The sequence below is a fragment of the Brevibacillus sp. DP1.3A genome, from assembly GCF_013284245.2.
Classification (GTDB): Bacteria; Bacillota; Bacilli; order Brevibacillales; family Brevibacillaceae; genus Brevibacillus.
The window spans coordinates 25,001-44,280 of the sequence record NZ_CP085876.1 but is presented as its reverse complement, the minus strand read 5'-3'; the positions used below and the strand labels follow the sequence as shown (position 1 = coordinate 44,280).

Annotated in this window: 16 protein-coding genes, 1 rRNA gene and 1 other annotated feature (1 of these 18 cut by a window edge); of the genes, 1 reads left to right on the top strand and 16 read right to left on the bottom strand. The window is 49.0% G+C overall.

Translation table 11 applies throughout. From position 1 onward, the window contains the following. Nucleotides 1–20: 20 nt before the first annotated feature. From HP399_RS00280 to guaB, 15 genes are all read right to left on the bottom strand, one after another. The gene (locus HP399_RS00280) at nucleotides 21–1,049 is read right to left on the bottom strand and encodes a histidinol phosphate phosphatase domain-containing protein (protein ID WP_173620799.1); all 1,029 of its coding nucleotides are present in this window, start codon (nucleotides 1,047–1,049) and stop codon (nucleotides 21–23) included. Further along, nucleotides 1,043–1,843, bottom strand: coding sequence for a DeoR/GlpR family DNA-binding transcription regulator (locus HP399_RS00275; protein ID WP_173620800.1), 801 nt, complete (start codon nucleotides 1,841–1,843; stop codon nucleotides 1,043–1,045). Before HP399_RS00275 ends, HP399_RS00280 begins: the two co-directional genes overlap by 7 nt. Continuing rightward, a complete protein-coding gene (locus HP399_RS00270) occupies nucleotides 1,827–2,846 on the bottom strand; it encodes an ABC transporter ATP-binding protein (protein WP_173620801.1) in 1,020 nt (339 codons plus the stop codon). The genes HP399_RS00275 and HP399_RS00270 overlap by 17 nt, the downstream gene beginning before the upstream one ends. Beyond that, nucleotides 2,846–3,634 (bottom strand): ABC transporter permease, encoded by a 789-nt coding sequence (locus tag HP399_RS00265; protein ID WP_012683806.1) that lies wholly within the window; start codon nucleotides 3,632–3,634, stop codon nucleotides 2,846–2,848. The genes HP399_RS00270 and HP399_RS00265 overlap by 1 nt, the downstream gene beginning before the upstream one ends. Then, nucleotides 3,631–4,476, bottom strand: coding sequence for an ABC transporter permease (locus HP399_RS00260; protein WP_173620802.1), 846 nt, complete (start codon nucleotides 4,474–4,476; stop codon nucleotides 3,631–3,633). Before HP399_RS00260 ends, HP399_RS00265 begins: the two co-directional genes overlap by 4 nt. 60 nt (nucleotides 4,477–4,536) lie before the next feature. After that, the gene (locus HP399_RS00255) at nucleotides 4,537–5,346 is read right to left on the bottom strand and encodes an alkaline phosphatase family protein (RefSeq protein ID WP_173620803.1); all 810 of its coding nucleotides are present in this window, start codon (nucleotides 5,344–5,346) and stop codon (nucleotides 4,537–4,539) included. Beyond that, nucleotides 5,336–6,433, bottom strand: coding sequence for an ABC transporter substrate-binding protein (locus tag HP399_RS00250; RefSeq protein ID WP_173620804.1), 1,098 nt, complete (start codon nucleotides 6,431–6,433; stop codon nucleotides 5,336–5,338). The genes HP399_RS00255 and HP399_RS00250 overlap by 11 nt, the downstream gene beginning before the upstream one ends. Nucleotides 6,434–6,624: 191 nt before the next feature. Further along, a complete protein-coding gene (aceA, locus tag HP399_RS00245) occupies nucleotides 6,625–7,914 on the bottom strand; it encodes an isocitrate lyase (protein WP_173620805.1) in 1,290 nt (429 codons plus the stop codon). Between the two features lie 26 nt (nucleotides 7,915–7,940). After that, the gene (gene aceB / locus HP399_RS00240; RefSeq protein WP_173620806.1) at nucleotides 7,941–9,548 is read right to left on the bottom strand and encodes a malate synthase A; all 1,608 of its coding nucleotides are present in this window, start codon (nucleotides 9,546–9,548) and stop codon (nucleotides 7,941–7,943) included. Between the two features lie 60 nt (nucleotides 9,549–9,608). Further along, nucleotides 9,609–9,776 carry a hypothetical protein gene (locus HP399_RS00235; RefSeq protein ID WP_228088425.1) on the bottom strand — a complete coding sequence of 56 codons (168 nt, stop codon included), beginning with the start codon at nucleotides 9,774–9,776 and terminating at the stop codon, nucleotides 9,609–9,611. A 193-nt stretch (nucleotides 9,777–9,969) separates the two neighbouring features. Then, nucleotides 9,970–11,250 (bottom strand): serine--tRNA ligase, encoded by a 1,281-nt coding sequence (serS, locus tag HP399_RS00230; RefSeq protein WP_173620807.1) that lies wholly within the window; start codon nucleotides 11,248–11,250, stop codon nucleotides 9,970–9,972. A gap of 54 nt (nucleotides 11,251–11,304) precedes the next feature. Then, nucleotides 11,305–11,529 (bottom strand) — a binding site (T-box leader). Nucleotides 11,530–11,660: 131 nt separating this feature from the next. Then, nucleotides 11,661–12,236 (bottom strand): pyridoxal 5'-phosphate synthase glutaminase subunit PdxT, encoded by a 576-nt coding sequence (pdxT, locus tag HP399_RS00225; protein WP_173620808.1) that lies wholly within the window; start codon nucleotides 12,234–12,236, stop codon nucleotides 11,661–11,663. A gap of 10 nt (nucleotides 12,237–12,246) precedes the next feature. Then, nucleotides 12,247–13,131, bottom strand: a complete 885-nt coding sequence (gene pdxS, locus HP399_RS00220) for a pyridoxal 5'-phosphate synthase lyase subunit PdxS (protein WP_012683798.1) — start codon at nucleotides 13,129–13,131, stop codon at nucleotides 12,247–12,249. A gap of 105 nt (nucleotides 13,132–13,236) precedes the next feature. After that, entirely contained in the window at nucleotides 13,237–14,553 is a 1,317-nt protein-coding gene (locus HP399_RS00215) for a D-alanyl-D-alanine carboxypeptidase family protein (RefSeq protein ID WP_144618368.1), read from the bottom strand. A gap of 188 nt (nucleotides 14,554–14,741) precedes the next feature. Further along, nucleotides 14,742–16,202 (bottom strand): IMP dehydrogenase, encoded by a 1,461-nt coding sequence (gene guaB, locus HP399_RS00210; RefSeq protein ID WP_173620809.1) that lies wholly within the window; start codon nucleotides 16,200–16,202, stop codon nucleotides 14,742–14,744. A gap of 166 nt (nucleotides 16,203–16,368) precedes the next feature. Here guaB and HP399_RS00205 point away from each other — a divergent pair, with 166 nt between their 5' ends. Continuing rightward, on the top strand, nucleotides 16,369–17,382 hold the full coding sequence (locus HP399_RS00205) for a YaaC family protein (RefSeq protein ID WP_173620810.1): 1,014 nt from the start codon (nucleotides 16,369–16,371) through the stop codon (nucleotides 17,380–17,382). A 108-nt stretch (nucleotides 17,383–17,490) separates the two neighbouring features. Here HP399_RS00205 and HP399_RS00200 read toward each other — a convergent pair. Continuing rightward, nucleotides 17,491–19,280, bottom strand: a 23S ribosomal RNA gene (locus HP399_RS00200); it runs 1,139 nt beyond the window's last position.

Below are 19,280 nucleotides of genomic sequence, written 5' to 3'. Positions count from 1 at the left end.
CCTATCCGTTCCAGTTCATGTCAGCAGCTCTCGTCTGGAATAGCTGATGCATAACGAATTGGCTTCATGATCCGTTGACGACCGGAAAAAGTGGCAATCTCCGTTACCCCCATTGAATGGAGGATCTCCAGATTCGCCGCCACGTATCTCCCAATATCGTCGGGAAAGTGCGCGTCGGACGAGAGTGTCAGTGGAACACCATGCGCCACCAAAACGTCGAGGAAAGCAGGACTGGGGCACATTTCCTGAACGGGATAGCGGTAATACAGGCCCGCATTGATTTCGGTCGCTGTATCCGTTTCTGTCAAAGCAGTTGCGATTCGGTGGTAATAGGGAACAAGCTCCGATTCCTCTGGACGATAGGAGAATACTTTCAGATTGTCCAGATGGGCAACAAAATCAAACAAGTTGCTCCTAATCATGGATTCAACTGTGTGGAAAAAGTCCGCGTATAGCTGTTTCAGGTCATGCTGCTCAAACAGATGGCGAGTCTCAGGATTGTCAAAGCCCCATCCTTGCAAAAAATGAACAGAACCGATCACATAATCCCACGAAGCACCTGCCAGCAAGCTTTCCAATTCTGCTTCCCCGCCGATAAAGTAATCCGCTTCGATCCCCAGCCGCAACTCCACACCGCTTGCTGACCAACGCTGCTTTGCTGCCTCAATGGCGACACAAAAGTCGCTGAGGCTCTCGGTGCATACTTGATCAAGCCATGTGCGCTGCAAGCGACCCAAATCGGTGTCACCCAGCTCCATATACCGTTCAAAGTAGGGACGGGCTTCACGAAAGCGGTATAAATGATCGACAATCCCCACTTCCTTCAAGCCTTTGTTTAACGCCTCACGTAAATACAGATCGATCCATGACGGATCATATGCCCCAAGAGACATCCGGTTATTTAATCGCGCAAGACTGTCCAGCAGCCAGGCACGGGTATGTCGAGGTTCAGATAGCGGATAAAAGTGGTCGAGGGCCACATTGGTACGGTCGAGCCAACGCAATGAAAAAGGCCCTTCTTCCAGATGAAGATGATAGTCGATCAGCATATGAAGTCTCTCCTTCCCGGATGTTCGCTTATCCAGGTAGTTTGCATGCCAGACGAAAGCCATTCATCCGGCATCGGCTGGTCACAAACAACCGCGCTGACATCCTTCCAGCCGCAAATACGAAAAAATTGCGTTTGGCCGATCTTCGATGTGTCTCCCAATACATAGACTTGCTCCGCCCGCTGTATCATCATGGTCGAGCACAGCGTTTCTTCCATGTCATAATCGGTGAAGCCATCAGCCGTAATTCCTCCACAGGAAATAAAAGCTTTATCAAAATGAAAACGAGAGAGCTGCTCGCAGGTAAACGCCCCAGCAACTGATTTTTGGGCCGGATGGGTCAGCCCCCCCAGCATAATTACCTGACCGTTGAATTGATTGGCTTCCAACAACTCGTTTAGTAGAGAAGCGGCGGGGAGCGAGTTCGTGACAATCGTTAATTGGTTGAGGCCCTTTATAGCACGTGCCAATTCCAGTGTTGTCGTCCCGACATCGAGCGCGATGGTATCCCCGTCAGACAAAAGTTCTGCCGCTATTTGCCCGATTTTCGATTTTGCCGTCTGTTGGATCGCCTGTTTCTTTTCAAAGTGCGGCTCACGCTTCGCCAAATGATAAGGGATTGCTCCTCCGTACACTCGCTTTAACAAACGTTGCTGTTCCAAATGGTCCAGATCACGTCGTATTGTCTCCGGTGTTACTGCCAGGTTTTTTGCCAGACTCATCACCTGAATTTTACCGTGGCGGTTCAATTCGTCCAGAATCACTTGCTGTCGTTCTTCAGGCAATAGTGTCATAAAGCGGAATCACATCCTTGGGACCTACATACAATGTTTTTGTTGTGCCTATCTGCTCCTGCTCGAAGGTCAGGTGAAGAGTGTCCACCAGTACAGGAACATCACCAATGTTCAGCTCGTAACGGGAGATATTGCCGAGCATGGTTACTTGAGCGATATTCCCGGTCAAACAGATGTCCTCCGCAGTCAAAGGCTGTTCGCGAAACGTCTCAGGACGGATTGCGAAACGTTCAACTGCCGGATGAGACAAATGAGGCGCGATTTGGTTAAGTTGCTCGGCAGTCAGCACGTTGTAATTGCCAATGAAGCGAGCAACAAATTCAGAACGAGGTTGCGTGTAAATCTCTTGAGGACTGCCGTGCTGAACGATTCGTCCACCATTCATGATGTAGATGCGGTCACTGACAGCCATGGCTTCTTCCTGATCGTGCGTAACCAGCACAGTCGTCATGTTTAACTCACGTTGAATTGTGCGTAGCTGCTTTTGCAAATTTTTACGAATCTGGGCATCAAGCGCACTAAGCGGCTCATCCAGCAGAAGCACTTTTGGCCGGGTGACCAGAGAACGGGCGAGTGCCACACGCTGCTGCTGGCCGCCAGACAATTCACGTGGGTAAGCCTGCTCCTTTCCCACCAATCCCACCAGCTCAATCATTTCCTGGACACGTAGCCGAATCTCCGTTTTCGAGATTTTGTTCATTTCCAGGCCAAAGGCAATGTTTTGACTGACCGTAAGATTGGGAAAAAGCGCATACGATTGAAACACCATGCCGATCTGTCTGTTTTTTGGCGACACGTCCGTCACATCTTTGCCGTCAATGTAGATCATGCCCGTATCAGGAGCCGTCAAACCACTGAGGATGCGTAGCAGCGTACTTTTGCCACACCCGCTAGGGCCAAGCAAGGTAACCAGCTCGCCTTTTTCAATCGCAAGATCGAGTTGCTGCAACACATGTTGACCGTGAAAGGTTTTGGACAAGTGTTCGATTTGGACGTAACTCATCAGGGGACCTCCTTGCGTGCGAAGCTTCGGCGCGTGAATTTTACAACCAGGCCAGTGATAATAGCCATCAGGACAAAATAAGTGACCGTAATCGCGCTGGCGACGTGTCCACTTGACGATAGCTTGGCGTATAGATACATCTGCAGGGTTTCGTATCTTCCACCCACCAGGATGTTAATCAAAACGAATTCACCAAACAAAATGGAGAACGACAAGAGTGAGGACACGAAAATTCCAGACATGATATTCGGAACGATAATCCGTACGAATGCCTGCCAGTGGCTCGCACCCAATAGCTCAGCTGCCTCCATCAACGAACGTGCCTGCATGGCAAGCAGGCTGTTGCGCGTTCCCTGATAAAGATACGGAAGCAAACCGACCAAATACGCCCCGGCTGTGATGATGACCATTGGAATTCCGTTTCCTGAATAAGTACGGATCAATCCGACCGCCATAATGACACCCGGAACGGCATAGGTCAGCATCACCAAAATCTGAACCAGCCTCTCCATCCGGGGAGCGTAGACGATAATGGAGAATACAGCAGGAACAATAATGACGACGGCAACGACAGTCGTCAGAAAGCTGAGCAGAAAAGAACGCCCGAACGCCTGCAAGAATCGGGGATCGGCATACAGCTCCGCAAACCATTTTCCTGTGAGTCCTTCTGGCAAAACTGTGCTGTTCCACTCTGTTGCCAGTGAGTAAAGGATGGTAGCAGCTACTGGCAAAAACAAATACAGCATGACCAACGCAAACGACAAGGATGGCAAACTGATCCGCTTCAAGACAAATCCCTCCGAATCTTCCGCGTTAGCCACTCGTTCACGAGTAAGGCTCCGGCAAGCGTCAGGCCGAGCAGTACTGCGAGTGCGCTACCCAGCTCGGGTCTGGCAAAAATGTCGCCAGATACTAGCGCGCCAATCCGAATGGGCACCAGATTGTAGTTACTCCCGGTGAGCGCGTAGGCTGAAGCATAGGCACCCATTGCATTGGCAAATAGAATGCTGAATGTGCCAACGATGCCTGGAAGCAGTACTGGAAACCCGATTCTCAGCCAAAACTTCCATGGACTTGCCCCAAGCAGCTCGGCCGCTTCCATCCATTGGTTTTGAATGGCGTTGTACAGGGGATACAAAAGCATTACCGCCAGGGGCAGTTGAAAATAAATATAAACAAGCGTCAAGCCGCTCCACGAATACAGAGTAAAGGTCTGTCCAAAATCAATCCCCAGTTGCTTCGCGAGCAAAACAAACAATCCACTGTTTCCCAACAGGACAATAAAAGCAAAAGCGAGCGGAATCCCCGCAAAATTGGAGGTTAGATTGGTAATGACAAGCACTCGCTGTTGCAGAGCCTGTGGAAAACGGGTAATCGCATAGGCGGCGAAAACAGCAACGACGATTCCAATGAGAGCAGACAGGAACGAGATGAGCACGCTGTTCTCAAAAGCCTGCAAGTAATACGGATTTGAAAAAATTTCACGATAGTGACTCATGGTAAAACCGCCGCCCCCCTCGGCCTGAAAGCTCCCTCCAATCATGGAAAGCAACGGGACGAGAAGAAACAGAGCGATCATTGCAAAGAACGGAATCGTCGTGACCCAAAACATACTGACAAATCGTTTCATCGCAAAAGCTCCTTTCTTAGAGGAAAAGACGCCCCCTTAGGGAGACGTCTTACTCAGCCCTCATACGTTCAATGGCTGCATCTCTTTCGAGGGGGAGATGCCAAGCAAATGGCAGACAAGCGGAGCCACCTGCAATTGCGGAATTGCCTCCTCTCGAATACCCGGAGATATCAGATTACTGATGACAAACAGGGGGACGTCCCGGTCAGCACTAGAAGTACCGCCATGATTTCCATCAGCTGTCATCCCATGATCGGCTGTTACGATGATTTGATAACCCGCATCGATCCACGCAGGAAGCACATTTGCCAGTATCGAATCTGCCGCCAGAACGCGATTTCGATATTGCACGGAATCAGCCGTATATTTGTGTCCGTCATCATCGATATTCATGGAGTGGACGTAAAGAAAATCTGGATTGTATCCATTCAATAAAAAGTTGGCGTCAGCAAATAAGTGTGTATCCGGATAGTGATCTTCCCAGTAGAACATCCCGTTTTGTATCGGCTTGTCGGAGTTCAATTGGATTCGGTCGTGAAACGGATTGAATGGGGCCTTGTTATAAAGCTCGCTTACCCAACCATAAGCCGCAGCAGCGTTGGACATCCCGTTTTTTTGCGTCAGGTGAAAGAGACTCTCCTGATGCGAAAGCCGAACCGTCTGATTGCTGGAAATTCCGTTTTTCCACACAGGGGTTCCCGTTAAAAGAACCTCGTACAAAGGGCGCGACAGACTGGGCAATTCCGATCGTACCTGAAAGCGGGCCGCAATACCGTACTCGACCAGGTGATGCAGGTACCCCATGTGCGAGACGGCTGTATCAAATCTCAATCCGTCGAGCACAATCATAGCGAGCTTATTAGCGCACATGGATTAACACCTGCTCTTGCCATAACTGCGGCAATTTTTTGGTTGTCTCTTCCCAAGCAGTCAAATCGCCCACCGGACGTGCGTTTTTATACATTTCATCAGGGAGCAACATGGCTTTAGCGGATTCATCCAGCTTGGCATTCGCACGAATCGGTCGAGCATAGCCACGAGCCAGATTGGACTGTCCAGCGTCGGAGAGAATGTATTCACGAGCCAGCATGGCAGCGTGTGGGTGCTTGGCGTACTTGTTAATCACAGTTGCGTACCCGCTGCTGACTGATGCTTCCTCCGGGATGAGGACATCAAAGCGGTTTTTATCGATTTTGTCCCGATACCCGAGCGCGTTGAAGTCCCACAAGATTGCGACTTCGACCTCACCCTTTTCTAGATTGGCAAGGCTCGGATCGCTCGTACTGAGTCGCTTGTTTTTTGCCAACTCAGCGAAAAAGTCTATGCCGGGCTGAATATTTTTCTCATCTCCCCCATTAGCATAGGCCGCGGCCAGTACGGCAAACTGCGCCTGATTCGCTTTCATAACATCGCCGATCGCGATCTTGAAGCTGCCGTTTTTCAAATCTGCCCAGGTCTTGGGAGGATTCTGCACCTTTGTTTTGTCAGTGATAAAGGCCAGTGTTCCGGTATAGCCCAGCAACCAATGTCCTTCATCATCTTTTGCCCAGTCGGGAATGTCGTTCCAGTAAGAGGTTTTGTATGGTAACGTCAGCCCTTTTTGCTTGGCTAACGGTCCAAAAGCAATACCTACGTCACCGATATCTGCTGTGGCGTCTTCTTTTTCTGCTTCAAACTTAGCCAATTCTTCTGCGCTCGACATGTCCGTGTCCGTATGCTTCAAGCCGTATTCCTTTGCGAGATTACCCCAAGTCTCCCCCCAGTTTGCCCACGTGTCCGGCATACCCACGGAGTTGACTTCTCCCTCCTTCTTTGCTTTTTCCACGATTTGATCCAGGGTCAATTGCGACGTATCCAGAGAAGTGCCTGATTTCGTTTCGGTGGCACATCCCGCAAGCAGAAAAACGGATGTCATGACAACAACGGTTCGTTTCCAGCTTAACTGGTTCCCTCTCATCTTTAAGGCCCCTTTTCGTTTTTATTTGTGTTTGATTCCTTTGTTTTTCCTAAGCTAATCGTAAACAACCAACATGAAACTGATATAAATGCGTTGTTAAAAAGCTATTAAGACTCTATGAATAATAGACGTGAACGCAAAAAGTGGCCCTCTGAATACCAGAGAACCACCTAGTCCTTCGCTTTTCCTATTTAATTATGGGCGAATTGCTCCTCTTCCGTCGACCCGCTCAATGCCGTCGTCGATGAATTGCCGCCCGAGATAATCTGTGCCACCTCATCGAAATAGCCAGTACCCACTTCACGCTGATGGCGGGTCGCCGTATAGCCATGTACTTCGCTGGCAAACTCAGCCTGCTGCAATTCAGAGTAGGCAGCCATTCCGCGGTCACGATAGCCGCGCGCTAGTTCAAACATACTGTAATTCAAGGAGTGGAAGCCAGCAAGCGTGACGAATTGGAACTTGTAGCCCATCTCGCCGATCTCCTCTTGGAAGCGAGCGATGGTCTGTTCATCCAGCTTCTTTTTCCAATTGAACGAAGGAGAGCAATTGTAGGCTAACAGCTTACCCGGATATTTGGCATGGATCGCTTCTGCAAAACGACGTGCTTCCTCCAAATTCGGCTCAGAAGTCTCGCACCAGATCAAATCTGCATAGGGAGCGTACGCCAGTCCACGAGCAATCGCTGCATCCAACCCGCCGCGTAGACGGAAGAAGCCTTCTGCTGTTCGTTCACCCGTCAGGAATGGTTTATCCTGCTCGTCGATGTCGCTGGTGATCAGGAAAGCGCCATTGGCATCGGTACGTGCCACGATAATCGTTGGAACCCCCATCACATCTGCCGCAAATCGTGCGGAAATCAGGTTTCGGACGGCTGCTTGCGTAGGAATCAGTACCTTCCCACCCATATGGCCGCATTTTTTCTCGGAAGCCAGCTGGTCTTCAAAATGCACCCCTGCTGCGCCCGCTTCAATCATACCCTTCATCAATTCAAAAACGTTCAGTGGCCCACCAAAGCCCGCTTCTGCGTCTGCTACGATCGGTGCAAACCAATTCGTCTCGGTACCACCTTCTGATTGATCGATCTGATCGGCCCGTTGTAATGCCTGATTAATTCTTTTTACGACTTGGGGAACACTGTTTGCCGGGTAGAGGCTTTGATCAGGATACATCTGACCAGACAGATTGGCATCGGCCGCTACCTGCCAGCCACTCAAATAAATCGCTTTTAATCCTGCCTTTACCTGCTGAATCGCTTGATTCCCGGTCAAAGCCCCCAACGCTTTAATATGGTGCTCAGTATGCAAGAGGTTCCACAGACGCTCTGCTCCGAGATGAGCCAGCGTATGCTCGATTTGTACGGAACCGCGCAGACGAACGACATCTTCTGCCGTATACGGGCGTGTAATTCCTTGAAAACGCTCGCCTTGCCAGCTTTGCTCCACCTGTTGAATCGCTTCTTGCTTGTTTACTTTCGTCATTTTCATTTCCCCCACTCTTTATATTTTTACAAATAGCGATAACCCGGTACCGTTAGGAAGTCTTCAAAATCTTCTGTCGTTACCAATTGCAAGAATAGATCACCAGCAATCGGATACTTGCTGTTGTCATACCTCTCTTGGCCAATTGCTTGCTTTATCGCTTGTAGCTCCTCACTCAGCCACTGCTTTACCAAGCCTTCCGTCACCTTTTTACCATCCTGCAAGACTCCGTGACGGTGACGCATCCATTGCCAGACTTGTGCCCGCGAAATTTCTGCTGTAGCTGCATCCTCCATCAGATTGTTGATCGGCACGGCCCCAGAGCCTCGCAACCATGCCTCGATGTACTGCAAGCCTACGCTAATATTCGTACGGACACCCGCTTCGGTAATCGTGCCCTCTGGGACTGCCAGAAGATGCTTAGCAGATACGTCTACGTCTTCACGTTTGTACCAAATTTGGTTCGGCTCTCTCATCAAGCGATCGAACACTTCCATGGCTACCGGCACTAGCCCAGGGTGAGCAACCCAAGTCCCATCATGTCCATCGTACGCTTCCCGCTCTTTGTCAGCGCGTACTTTGGCGATGGCTTCTGCATTTTGTACCGGGTCATTTTTCACCGGAATTTGTGCAGCCATTCCCCCAATGCAAGGCGCCATCCGTTTATGGCAAGTCTTCACTGCCAGCGTGGTGTATGCTTTCATGAACGGAACTGTCATGGTTACTTGCGCACGATCCGGTGTAATGACATCAGGCTGATTCCGCAGCTTTTTGATATAGCTGAAAATGTAATCCCAACGTCCGCAATTCAGTCCTGCACTATGCTCACGCAGCTCGTACAGAATCTCATCCATCTCAAAAGCTGCGAGGATCGTTTCGATCAATACTGTCGCGCGAATTGTGCCGCGTGAGATATTTAATTCATCCTGCGCGAAAAGGAAGACGTCGTTCCAAAGGCGGGCCTCCAAATGGCTCTCCAGTTTCGGTAAGTAAAAATACGGTGCTGTCTGATTCGCGATAAGAGCATCTACGTTGTGGTAAAAGTAAAGTCCGAAGTCAAGCAGACTGCCGGAGATCGGTTTTTGATCGAGGAGGATGTGTTTTTCTTCAAGATGCCAGCCACGAGGACGCACGATCAAAACCGCCGTCTTTTCATTGAGGGTGTATGATTTGCCTTCCGGACTGATGTAAGAGATATTGCGGCGTACCGCATCCTTCATGTTGATTTGGCCTTGGATGGTGTTCTCCCAGGTCGGTGAGTTCGCGTCCTCAAAATCAGCCATGAAAAGCCGAGCACCCGAGTTCAGTGCATTGATGACCATTTTCCGATCACCCGAAGGTCCCGTAATCTCCACCCGTCTGTCTTGCAAATCTTTGGGCAATGGAGCAACAGTCCAATCTCCTTTACGAATGTCCGCTGTTTCCTGTAGAAAATCGGGCAACTGACCTACATCGATTTGCAATTGACGTTCCACGCGTTTAGCCAACAATTGTTGTCGTCTGTCGCCGAACCTTTGCTCCAGCTTCATCACGAATTGAATCGCTTCTGGTGTCAGGATATCTTGATAACCAGGGTGCATCTCACCGGAAATCTGCACCTCCAGCGGATATGGATTCGTAGGTACGGTAGTCAAAACAGCTCCTCCTCCCTCATTCTAAAGTTATTATGATACAGATCGATAAAATGTTTTTTATTATATAACAGTAGTGGCAAAAAAAATGTCCTTACTCCTGATTCCCGCTGCCACTACAATGGCTGCAGCATACATGCCCGTCTCCCAAGCAATTGTGGCAAGCCGCTCCGTTGGCATCACGACCAACGCCTCCACATCTTGGGCAATTTTGTTCTCCGTTTCCTTCACACCGATAGCAGTCCATTCTCCATTCCTCCATTTCTGTATTAAAACAATATTCTTAAAATTTGTTTTTATTATATAACAGAGAATAGTACAGTGCAACACGTTTTTTTAAAAAATCCACCTGTATTAGTACACAATATAAAACAGCCCTTGACCCGCTATGGATCAAGAGCTGCTTTTCTAAATCTCTCGCTTATTACTTCGGTGCGATCTTTTCTACTCCGCCCATGTATGGACGAAGAACTTCTGGAATCACGATTGCTCCATCTGCCTCTTGGTAGTTCTCCAAGATCGCTGCTACTGTACGTCCAATCGCCAAACCAGAACCATTCAATGTATGCACAAATTCCGGCTTCGATTTCGTATCGCGACGGAAACGGATATTGGCACGGCGCGCCTGGAAATCTTCAAAGTTCGAGCAAGACGAGATTTCACGGTATGTGTCGCCGCTTGGAATCCAAACCTCCAGGTCGAATTTCTTCGCAGCCGTAAATCCAAGATCGCCTGTGCACATGCTCAGGACACGGTATGGCAGTCCAAGCAATTGAAGCACCTTTTCAGCGTTTTTCACCAGTTTGTCGAGTTCGTCATAAGACTCTTCTGGTTTCACGAATTTCACCAGCTCAACTTTGTTGAATTGATGCTGACGAATCAACCCACGCGTATCACGGCCAGCAGAACCCGCTTCCGAACGGAAACATGCACTGAAAGCAGTGTAATAGCGAGGGAGATCCGCTCCATCCATGATTTCATCACGATGCATATTGGTGACTGGCACCTCTGCAGTTGGAATCAGGAAGTAATCTGGTCCCTCAATTTTGAATGCATCCTCTTCGAACTTAGGCAATTGACCCGTTCCCGTCATGCTCGTGCGGTTGACGATATACGGTGGGATCACTTCTTCATAGCCATGCTCGTTCGAGTGCAGATCCATCATGAAGTTCATCAGTGCGCGCTCCAGACGTGCGCCCAATCCTTTATAGAAAACAAAACGGCTTCCTGTTACCTTTCCCGCCGCTTCAAAATCGAGGATGCCTGCTTGGCTAGCCAGCTCCCAGTGAGGCTTAATCTCGAAGTCAAATGCACGTGGCTCTCCCCATGTCCAGGCAATCACGTTATCGTCTTCTGTCGTACCGATCGGCGTGCTTTCGTGCGGCAGGTTCGGGAGGCTCAGCAAAATGAACTCCAGCTGCTCATCCAGTTGGCGCAACTCTTCATCCAAAGCCTTGATGCGTTCATTTACTTCTTTCATTTCAGCGATCAGATGGTCTGCATTTTCCTTATTGCGTTTCATAACCGCTACTTGCTCGGATACCGTGTTACGCTTATTTTTCAGCGCTTCTGCTTCTTGGATGACTTGGCGACGCTTTTCATCTACTTCTACGAATTGATCCAACGCAGAAATATCTTCATTGCGGTGAGCCAAACGGCGTTTTACTTCTTCTAAATCCTGGCGTAATACTTTTACGTCCAACATGTGTAAATCCCTCCGAATCGTATTAAAAAAAAAACAAAAAACACCCGTCCCCTGGTAAGGGACGAGTGTTGTATACCCGCGTTGCCACCCTCGTTGACATATGCAGCAATCCTCATGCATATGCCCACTCTTCCGTCATAACGGGACGGTTCCGGGCAAAGTTGTTGTTCCTTTGCCACTCCGAGATGGATTCCTTCACATAACCGGATCGGTTCGCACCTACCACCGACTCTCTAGGCCTGGCTCTTGTGAAGTACTTGTTCTCATCATCGCATTCTCATTCATGAATACTATTATTGTTAACTGTACTACAGGATCTATACGTATGTAAAGAGTAGCCCGCCTCGATCTCTTCAGAAAAAAAGAAGATCGGCGCCTTTTTACGGCCGATCTTCCGGTATGACAGCTAGTTAGCTTCTGTATTCCTTGACCATGTCGAGGAAGTATTTATGCAGTCTTGTATCTTCGGTCAATTCTGGGTGAAAGGCTGCTGCCAAATAGTGACCGCTTCGGGCGACAACAATCTTGTCTTCGTGCTTGGCCAAGACTTGACCGTTCTCTCCCACTTCCATGATATACGGTGCTCTGATGAACACTGCCGGGTAATCTGCCGCCACTCCCGCAACAGGCATCAAGGCTTCAAAGCTCTCCTTTTGGCGACCAAAAGCATTCCGCTCGACTTTGATCTCCATCAACCCTAAATGGCAATCGTCTTGTCCTTGAATCTGTTTTGCCAGAAGGATCGCTCCTGCGCAAGTTCCGAAGATCGGCTTGTTCGCCTTACCAAACTCTTGAACCGCCTCCATGAATCCGTACTTGTGCATCAGCTTGCTAATCGTGGTGCTTTCTCCGCCGGGAATGACCAGCCCGTCGAGCTCATCCAGTTCTTCTACTTTTTTGACCGGGACAGCTGTGGCACCAACCTCTTCTAGCATTCTCACATGTTCTGCTACAGCTCCTTGTAGAGCGAGTACGCCGATTTTCATGCTACTCACCTTACCAGCCGCGCTCTTGCATGCGATCAGCTTCACGAATCTTGGAGATTTCGATTCCTGGCATTGCCGTCCCCAAGCCTTTGGATACGCGAGCAATCAGTTCGTAATCCGTGTAGTGGGTGGTCGCTTCCACAATCGCGCGAGCAAACTTCTCTGGATTCTCTGATTTAAAGATACCAGAGCCTACAAACACGCCATCGGAGCCCAATTGCATCATCAGGGCAGCATCTGCTGGTGTTGCTACTCCACCTGCTGCGAAGTTTACGACTGGCAGCTTACCTGTTTTGTGTACCTCTTCAAGCAGTTCGTATGGGGCACCCAGGTTTTTGGCTTCCGCCATCAGTTCATCGTAGGACATCGCTTGCACTTTGCGGATTTGGGACATCATCGTGCGCATATGACGAACAGCCTCTACAATGTTTCCGGTCCCTGGCTCACCTTTTGTGCGGATCATGGATGCACCTTCCCCGATACGACGGAGAGCTTCACCCAGATCACGGGCGCCACATACAAACGGTACAGTGAACTCTTTTTTATTGATATGGTACAAGTCATCTGCTGGAGTGAGTACTTCACTCTCATCGAGATAATCTACACCCAGAGACTCGAGAACACGCGCTTCAACAAAATGACCGATACGAGCCTTCGCCATAACAGGGATCGAAACAGCATTCAGTACTTCCTCTACAATGCTAAGGTCCGCCATACGCGCAACTCCACCAGCTGCACGAATGTCAGACGGTACACGCTCCAAAGCCATTACAGCAACAGCACCCGCTGCTTCTGCAATTTTCGCTTGTTCTGCATTTACGACGTCCATAATAACGCCGCCTTTTTGCATTTCAGCCATACCTCTTTTTACGCGGGATGTTCCTACTTGTACCATGTCATTACCCCCTACATCATGAGTCAGAACCGAAACTGTTATGCACTGTTATGGTTCTTGTTACCGTCATTGTAAACGATAGATGTAGGGAAAAACAACAGTTATTTAATTTCCTGTCCCACTGCTAAACAAATTGCTGAAAAACTCTATGATGCTACGGAAGAACAGACGAATCCAACTGGCTTCCTCTACTGCCTGTCCTGCTACTACATCAACACCTGCTTTTGTCGCGTCTTCAGGCTGCAAATAATCCGTATCCTTCATGCCTTCTTCTTTCAATACGATCTTACCAACAACCTGTCCTTGCGTAATTGGCGCGGTCAGATCCTGGAAGGTAACAGTTGGTGTGAATTTTGCTTCTGTACCGATCTTTGTAATCATATTTACTTCGCTACCTGTAACGGCTGGAACTGTTACCTCTACACCGTTTTTCACAGGGGCTATTTCAAACCCTTTAACTGGTACATTCTTGTCCATTTGTTTCGTCAGTTTGTAATTGTTAAAACCGTAGTCAAACAGTTTTCTGGTCTCCGCGAAACGCTTTGTATTGCTATCTGTATTCATTACTACACTAATCAAACGCATGTTGTCACGAACAGCCGTCCCTGTAAAGCAATAGCCCGCTGCAAGTGTATGCCCTGTTTTCAATCCATCTACGCCCGGATAATAGCTAATCAGACCAGGCAGCATCCAGTTGAAGCTTTTCTTGCTCCACTCTTGTGGGGTACCTGTTCGGAATGTGAAGTTTGTTTTTTTGGAAACTTCCAATGCCTCAGGGAAATCACGGATCAGAGCACGTGCGAGGATAGCCGAATCGCGTGCCGACATCAGATTTTCTGGTTGATCGGTTTTCACTGAATACGGGCCCAACTCATTAGCTGGCAAACCTGTAGAAGTGACAAACATCGTATTTTTCATACCAAGCTCTACTGCTTTTTTGTTCATCATTTCAACAAAGGCAGCTTCACTGCCTGCGACCTTCTCAGCCAAAAGTACGGTTGCGTCGTTAGCAGAAACGACTGTCATCGCTTCTGACAATTGTTTAACTGTAAATGATTCACCTAAATTCAGGTACACACCAGACGAATCTGAAATTTTCGCGATATAAAAAGCATACTCACTTACCGGGACAACATCATCCCAGTTAATTTTCTTTTGTTTAACGGCTTCCTGAACCAGGTATTCAGACATGATTTTACTCATGCTAGCTACCGGAAGTGCTACGTCAGGATCTTTACTATAGAGAACCCTTCCCGTCGATGCCTCAACAAGAATGGCAGACTTCGCTTCCAGTTGTAAATTCGCTTGAGATGCTACAGGGGCAGCTTCCACCTTTGAAACCATTCCTCCCATTGCTGTAGCAAAAACAGCGACCGAAAGGAACAGACCTGTCAATCGCTTTGTCCATGTCTTTCGCTTCATGTAATCTCTCACTCTCCTATTTCTGTCGATTTTATTTTTTCATGAAACAAGCACACAATTGTAAGTGTACCATAGGTTACAGGGTGGCTTGAAGCGAGATTCCTCCTATTTCCACAAGTTAGTAGCTAGTAAAAATCCCCTCTCTTATTAAAAGAAAGGGGACCTGGGTCTTCCGTACTATTTTTCGCTTAGGAAATCGAGTAGTTAGGTGATTCTTTTGTAATTTGTACATCGTGTGGGTGGCTCTCACGCAAGCCAGCACCGGTAATGCGGACGAACTGGGAGTTTTGAATCAAATCTTCGATGGTCTTCGCTCCGCAGTATCCCATACCTGCACGCAGTCCACCAATCAACTGATACGTGACATCCGCCAATGGGCCTTTGTAAGGAACACGGCCTTCGATCCCTTCCGGAACGAGCTTTTGTGCGTTCTCTTGGAAGTAACGGTCCTTACTGCCGGCTTTCATCGCGCCAATCGATCCCATTCCGCGATATACCTTGAAACGACGACCTTGGAAAATCTCGAATTCGCCCGGGCTTTCTTCTGTACCGGCGAACAGACTGCCGATCATGATCACAGAAGCACCTGCACCAATTGCTTTTGGCAAATCACCGGAGTATTTAATGCCGCCGTCGGCAATAATTGGAATATTGTACTCTCGCGCTACTTGTGCACAATCGTGGATCGCTGTAATTTGAGGAACACCGATACCTGCTACTACACGAGTTGTACAAATGGAACCAGGACCGATACCAACCTTCACCACAGATGCCCCAGCTTCGATCAGATCGCGAGTAGCTTGTCCAGTTGCAACGTTTCCTGCGACGATTGTGAGCGTTGGGTATTCTTTGCGAACTGCTTTTACCGTTTCAAGTACGCCTTTGGAATGCCCATGAGCGGTATCGATCACCAATACGTCCACGCCAGCTTGTACCAGTGCAGCTGTGCGCTCAAACGTGTCAGCAGATACCCCAACAGCAGCACCGCACAGCAAGCGCCCTTGTTTATCTTTTGCTGCATGCGGGTATTGGATGGCCTTTTCAATATCTTTAATCGTAATGAGTCCACGCAGAGTGTTGTTCTCATCCACCAACGGGAGCTTTTCGATCTTATGTTGTTGCAAAATCAATTCTGCCTGTTGCAATGTGGTACCGACAGGAGCCGTCACCAGGTTTTCCTTGGTCATAACCTCTTTGATCTTGATGGAGAAGTCATGTACAAAGCGCAGATCGCGGTTGGTGAGAATTCCGATCAGCTTTTGATTGTCATCGACAATCGGAACACCGGAGATACGATATTTACCCATGAGAGCATTCGCTTCTTCGACGGTATGCTCTTGAGACAAAGAGAATGGATTAGTAATAACGCCACTTTCAGAGCGTTTTACACGATCTACTTCGCTTGCTTGTTGCTCGATGGACATGTTTTTATGGACAATCCCGATACCACCTTGGCGAGCCATGGCGATTGCAAGTCCAGACTCCGTTACGGTGTCCATACCAGCACTGATCAGAGGAATATTCAGCTTCACATTCTCACTCAATTGTACTCGTAGATCAACATCCCTTGGCAAAACTTCAGATTTTCCTGGAATGAGCAATACATCGTCAAACGTTAAGCCCTCTTTAACAAATTTGTCTTCCCGCACAGTTGAAAGCTCCTCTCGGCGAATGGTTTAAGACAGTTTAACAAACGGCTTAATTTACTGTCAAGAAATGAGTATATCGTTCGGTTATAGATTCAATTAGACAGATAAATCAAAAAACAATTAAGGAAACTTAACCATATTACGAAAATTGGTAAAGGTGGGTAACATGGATAACGCTTGGAAAACATTACGCTATTTTGAGACAGAACCAACTGCACGTAAATATTTGGCTGCCTGCTATCACGACATGGGTGTTGAGCATGCGGAGCGACTAGCTTTTCAACAAAGCTCGCGTTTCCTGTTTCTCTGGAGACAAGCCAGACATTTTTATTCCACTTCCGCTGTTGCCGACTTGTCTATCCAGCCATTGTTGCTGTTTTATGGCTGCTCTCACTTGTTGAAGGCGATGTTATTGACTCGTGATCCGTATTATCCCCAAAACAGTCGTGTTCTTCAACATGGTGTCACGACACGAAAGCTTAAACGAAACGCCTATATGCTCATGGAAGACGAAGTTCGTCCACAAAAGGAAGGGTTTTTTGCGCAATTAGCTCACGCGTTCCAGCTTGCGCCGTTACAAGACCGCTATTCAGTCCATGACTTATTTTCATCCATCCCCAGCGTCAGCGATAGTTACGGAATTGCTACGGATAAACCGCGTAACTGGTTAACGCTAAAGATTGAGCATATAAGTCAGGATGATTTGGTTCGCATTACCTTTCCTGAAAAAACGGACGGGCCACTGTCCTATTCAACTGAGACCTTCATCCAGTACATTCGCAGGCTGGCTCCATCTGTTTGTAACTTGGAAAAACTCGCCTCGGTAAATAGTAAAAACATAAAGGAACTGACCCTTCCTCAGTGTGCCCTGTCTGAACTGGATCAACACCCGTTATTTCGTTTGCATCAGAACGTCCTCTTCTTTTGGAATGGGTCTGCTTCTTCTCTACCTCTTCCCGAATGGGCCAGTCATTATTTGCTGCTTTATGTACTCAGCATGCTTTGCCGCTATGAAACGGAATGGTGGGCAGAGCTAACGATGTCTCACGGACTTGTTGAGCGATATTTAGTTGAACATTTTTTGGATAACCACATGGATACCTTTCCCTCGGTTATTCGAAGGCATTTTCACCGAAATCACTGGATGCCCCTTCCCTCTTTGCCCTCAGATCTGTATTAGTTTTCCTGCCACCGCTTTATCTACACGAAAAAACCTTCCTGCCATCATCAGCAAGAAGGTTTCTTTTATTCCCTGAAAACTGGATCTGCATGATCAGTTGCTAAGTGTGTGGATAAGTCCTCGACCGATTAGTATTCGTCAGCTCCACGCGTTACCGCGCTTCCACACCGAACCTATCAACCTCATCGTCTATGAGGGGTCTTACCAGCTTGCGCTGTGGGAAGTCTCATCTTGGAGGGGGCTTCACGCTTAGATGCTTTCAGCGCTTATCCCGTCCGCACATAGCTACCCAGCTGTGCCACTGGCGTGACAACTGGTGCACCAGCGGTGCGTCCATCCCGGTCCTCTCGTACTAAGGACAGCTCTCCTCAAACTTCCTACGCCCGCGACAGATAGGGACCGAACTGTCTCACGACGTTCTGAACCCAGCTCGCGTACCGCTTTAATGGGCGAACAGCCCAACCCTTGGGACCTACTTCAGCCCCAGGATGCGATGAGCCGACATCGAGGTGCCAAACCTCCCCGTCGATGTGGACTCTTGGGGGAGATAAGCCTGTTATCCCCAGGGTAGCTTTTATCCGTTGAGCGATGGCCCTTCCATGCGGAACCACCGGATCACTAAGCCCGACTTTCGTCCCTGCTCGACTTGTAGGTCTCGCAGTCAAGCTCCCTTCTGCCTTTACACTCTACGAATGATTTCCGACCATTCTGAGGGAACCTTTGGGCGCCTCCGTTACCTTTTAGGAGGCGACCGCCCCAGTCAAACTGCCCACCTGGCATGGTCCTCTCGCCCGATAAGGGCGACGAGTTAGAAACTCCGTACATCAAGGGTGGTATCCCACCGACAGCTCCACAGAGGCTGGCGCCCCTGCTTCTCAGCTTCCCACCTATCCTGTACATGATGCACAAAGTTCCAATACCAGGCTACAGTAAAGCTCCATGGGGTCTTTCCGTCTTGTCGCGGGTAACCTGCATCTTCACAGGTATTATGATTTCACCGGGTCTCTTGCCGAGACAGCGCCCAAGTCGTTACGCCTTTCGTGCGGGTCGGAACTTACCCGACAAGGAATTTCGCTACCTTAGGACCGTTATAGTTACGGCCGCCGTTTACTGGGGCTTCGGTTCAAAGCTTCGCTTGCGCTAACTCATCCCCTTAACCTTCCAGCACCGGGCAGGCGTCAGCCCCTATACTTCGCCTTGCGGCTTCGCAGAGACCTGTGTTTTTGCTAAACAGTCGCTTGGGCCTTTTCACTGCGGCCCCCTCGGGCTATTAACCCTACCGAGGCGCCCCTTCTCCCGAAGTTACGGGGCCATTTTGCCGAGTTCCTTAGCAAGAGTTATCCCGCGCACCTTAGGATTCTCTCCTCGCCTACCTGTGTCGGTTTGCGGTACGGGCACCTTGTTCCTCGCTAGACGCTTTTCTTGGCAGTGTGAAATCAGGGACTTCGGTACTTAAATTTCCCTCGCCATCACAGCTCATGCTTATCGGTGTGCGGATTTGCCTACACACCACACTCACTGCTTGGACGGCCATCCAGTAGGCCGCTCACCCTATCCTCCTGCGTCACGCCATTGCTCAAGCGGAACAGAGGTGGTACAGGAATATCAACCTGTTGTCCATCGCCTACGCCTTTCGGCCTCAGCTTAGGTCCCGACTAACCCTGGGAGGACGAGCCTTCCCCAGGAAACCTTAGGCTTTCGGTGGACAAGATTCTCACTTGTCTTTTCGCTACTTACACCGGCATTCTCACTTCCAAGCGCTCCACCGCTCTTTCCAGTACGGCTTCACTGCTGCTTGGAACGCTCCCCTACCCAGTCCGTAAGGACTGCCATAGCTTCGGTGATACGTTTAGCCCCGTTACATTTTCCGCGCAGAGTCACTCGACCAGTGAGCTATT

Excerpts from the sequence above, each read along its gene's own strand:
- HP399_RS00280 (WP_173620799.1), bottom strand. The coding sequence starts at position 1,049 with ATGCTGATCGACTATCATCTTCATCTGGAAGAAGGGCCTTTTTCATTG.
- HP399_RS00275 (WP_173620800.1), bottom strand. The coding sequence starts at position 1,843 with ATGACACTATTGCCTGAAGAACGACAGCAAGTGATTCTGGACGAATTG.
- HP399_RS00270 (WP_173620801.1), bottom strand. The coding sequence starts at position 2,846 with ATGAGTTACGTCCAAATCGAACACTTGTCCAAAACCTTTCACGGTCAA.
- HP399_RS00260 (WP_173620802.1), bottom strand. The coding sequence starts at position 4,476 with ATGAAACGATTTGTCAGTATGTTTTGGGTCACGACGATTCCGTTCTTT.
- HP399_RS00255 (WP_173620803.1), bottom strand. The coding sequence starts at position 5,346 with ATGTGCGCTAATAAGCTCGCTATGATTGTGCTCGACGGATTGAGATTT.
- HP399_RS00250 (WP_173620804.1), bottom strand. The coding sequence starts at position 6,433 with ATGAGAGGGAACCAGTTAAGCTGGAAACGAACCGTTGTTGTCATGACA.
- aceA (WP_173620805.1), bottom strand. The coding sequence starts at position 7,914 with ATGACGAAAGTAAACAAGCAAGAAGCGATTCAACAGGTGGAGCAAAGC.
- serS (WP_173620807.1), bottom strand. The coding sequence starts at position 11,250 with ATGTTGGACGTAAAAGTATTACGCCAGGATTTAGAAGAAGTAAAACGC.
- pdxT (WP_173620808.1), bottom strand. The coding sequence starts at position 12,236 with ATGAAAATCGGCGTACTCGCTCTACAAGGAGCTGTAGCAGAACATGTG.
- pdxS (WP_012683798.1), bottom strand. The coding sequence starts at position 13,131 with ATGGTACAAGTAGGAACATCCCGCGTAAAAAGAGGTATGGCTGAAATG.
- HP399_RS00215 (WP_144618368.1), bottom strand. The coding sequence starts at position 14,553 with ATGAAGCGAAAGACATGGACAAAGCGATTGACAGGTCTGTTCCTTTCG.
- HP399_RS00205 (WP_173620810.1), top strand. The coding sequence starts at position 16,369 with ATGGATAACGCTTGGAAAACATTACGCTATTTTGAGACAGAACCAACT.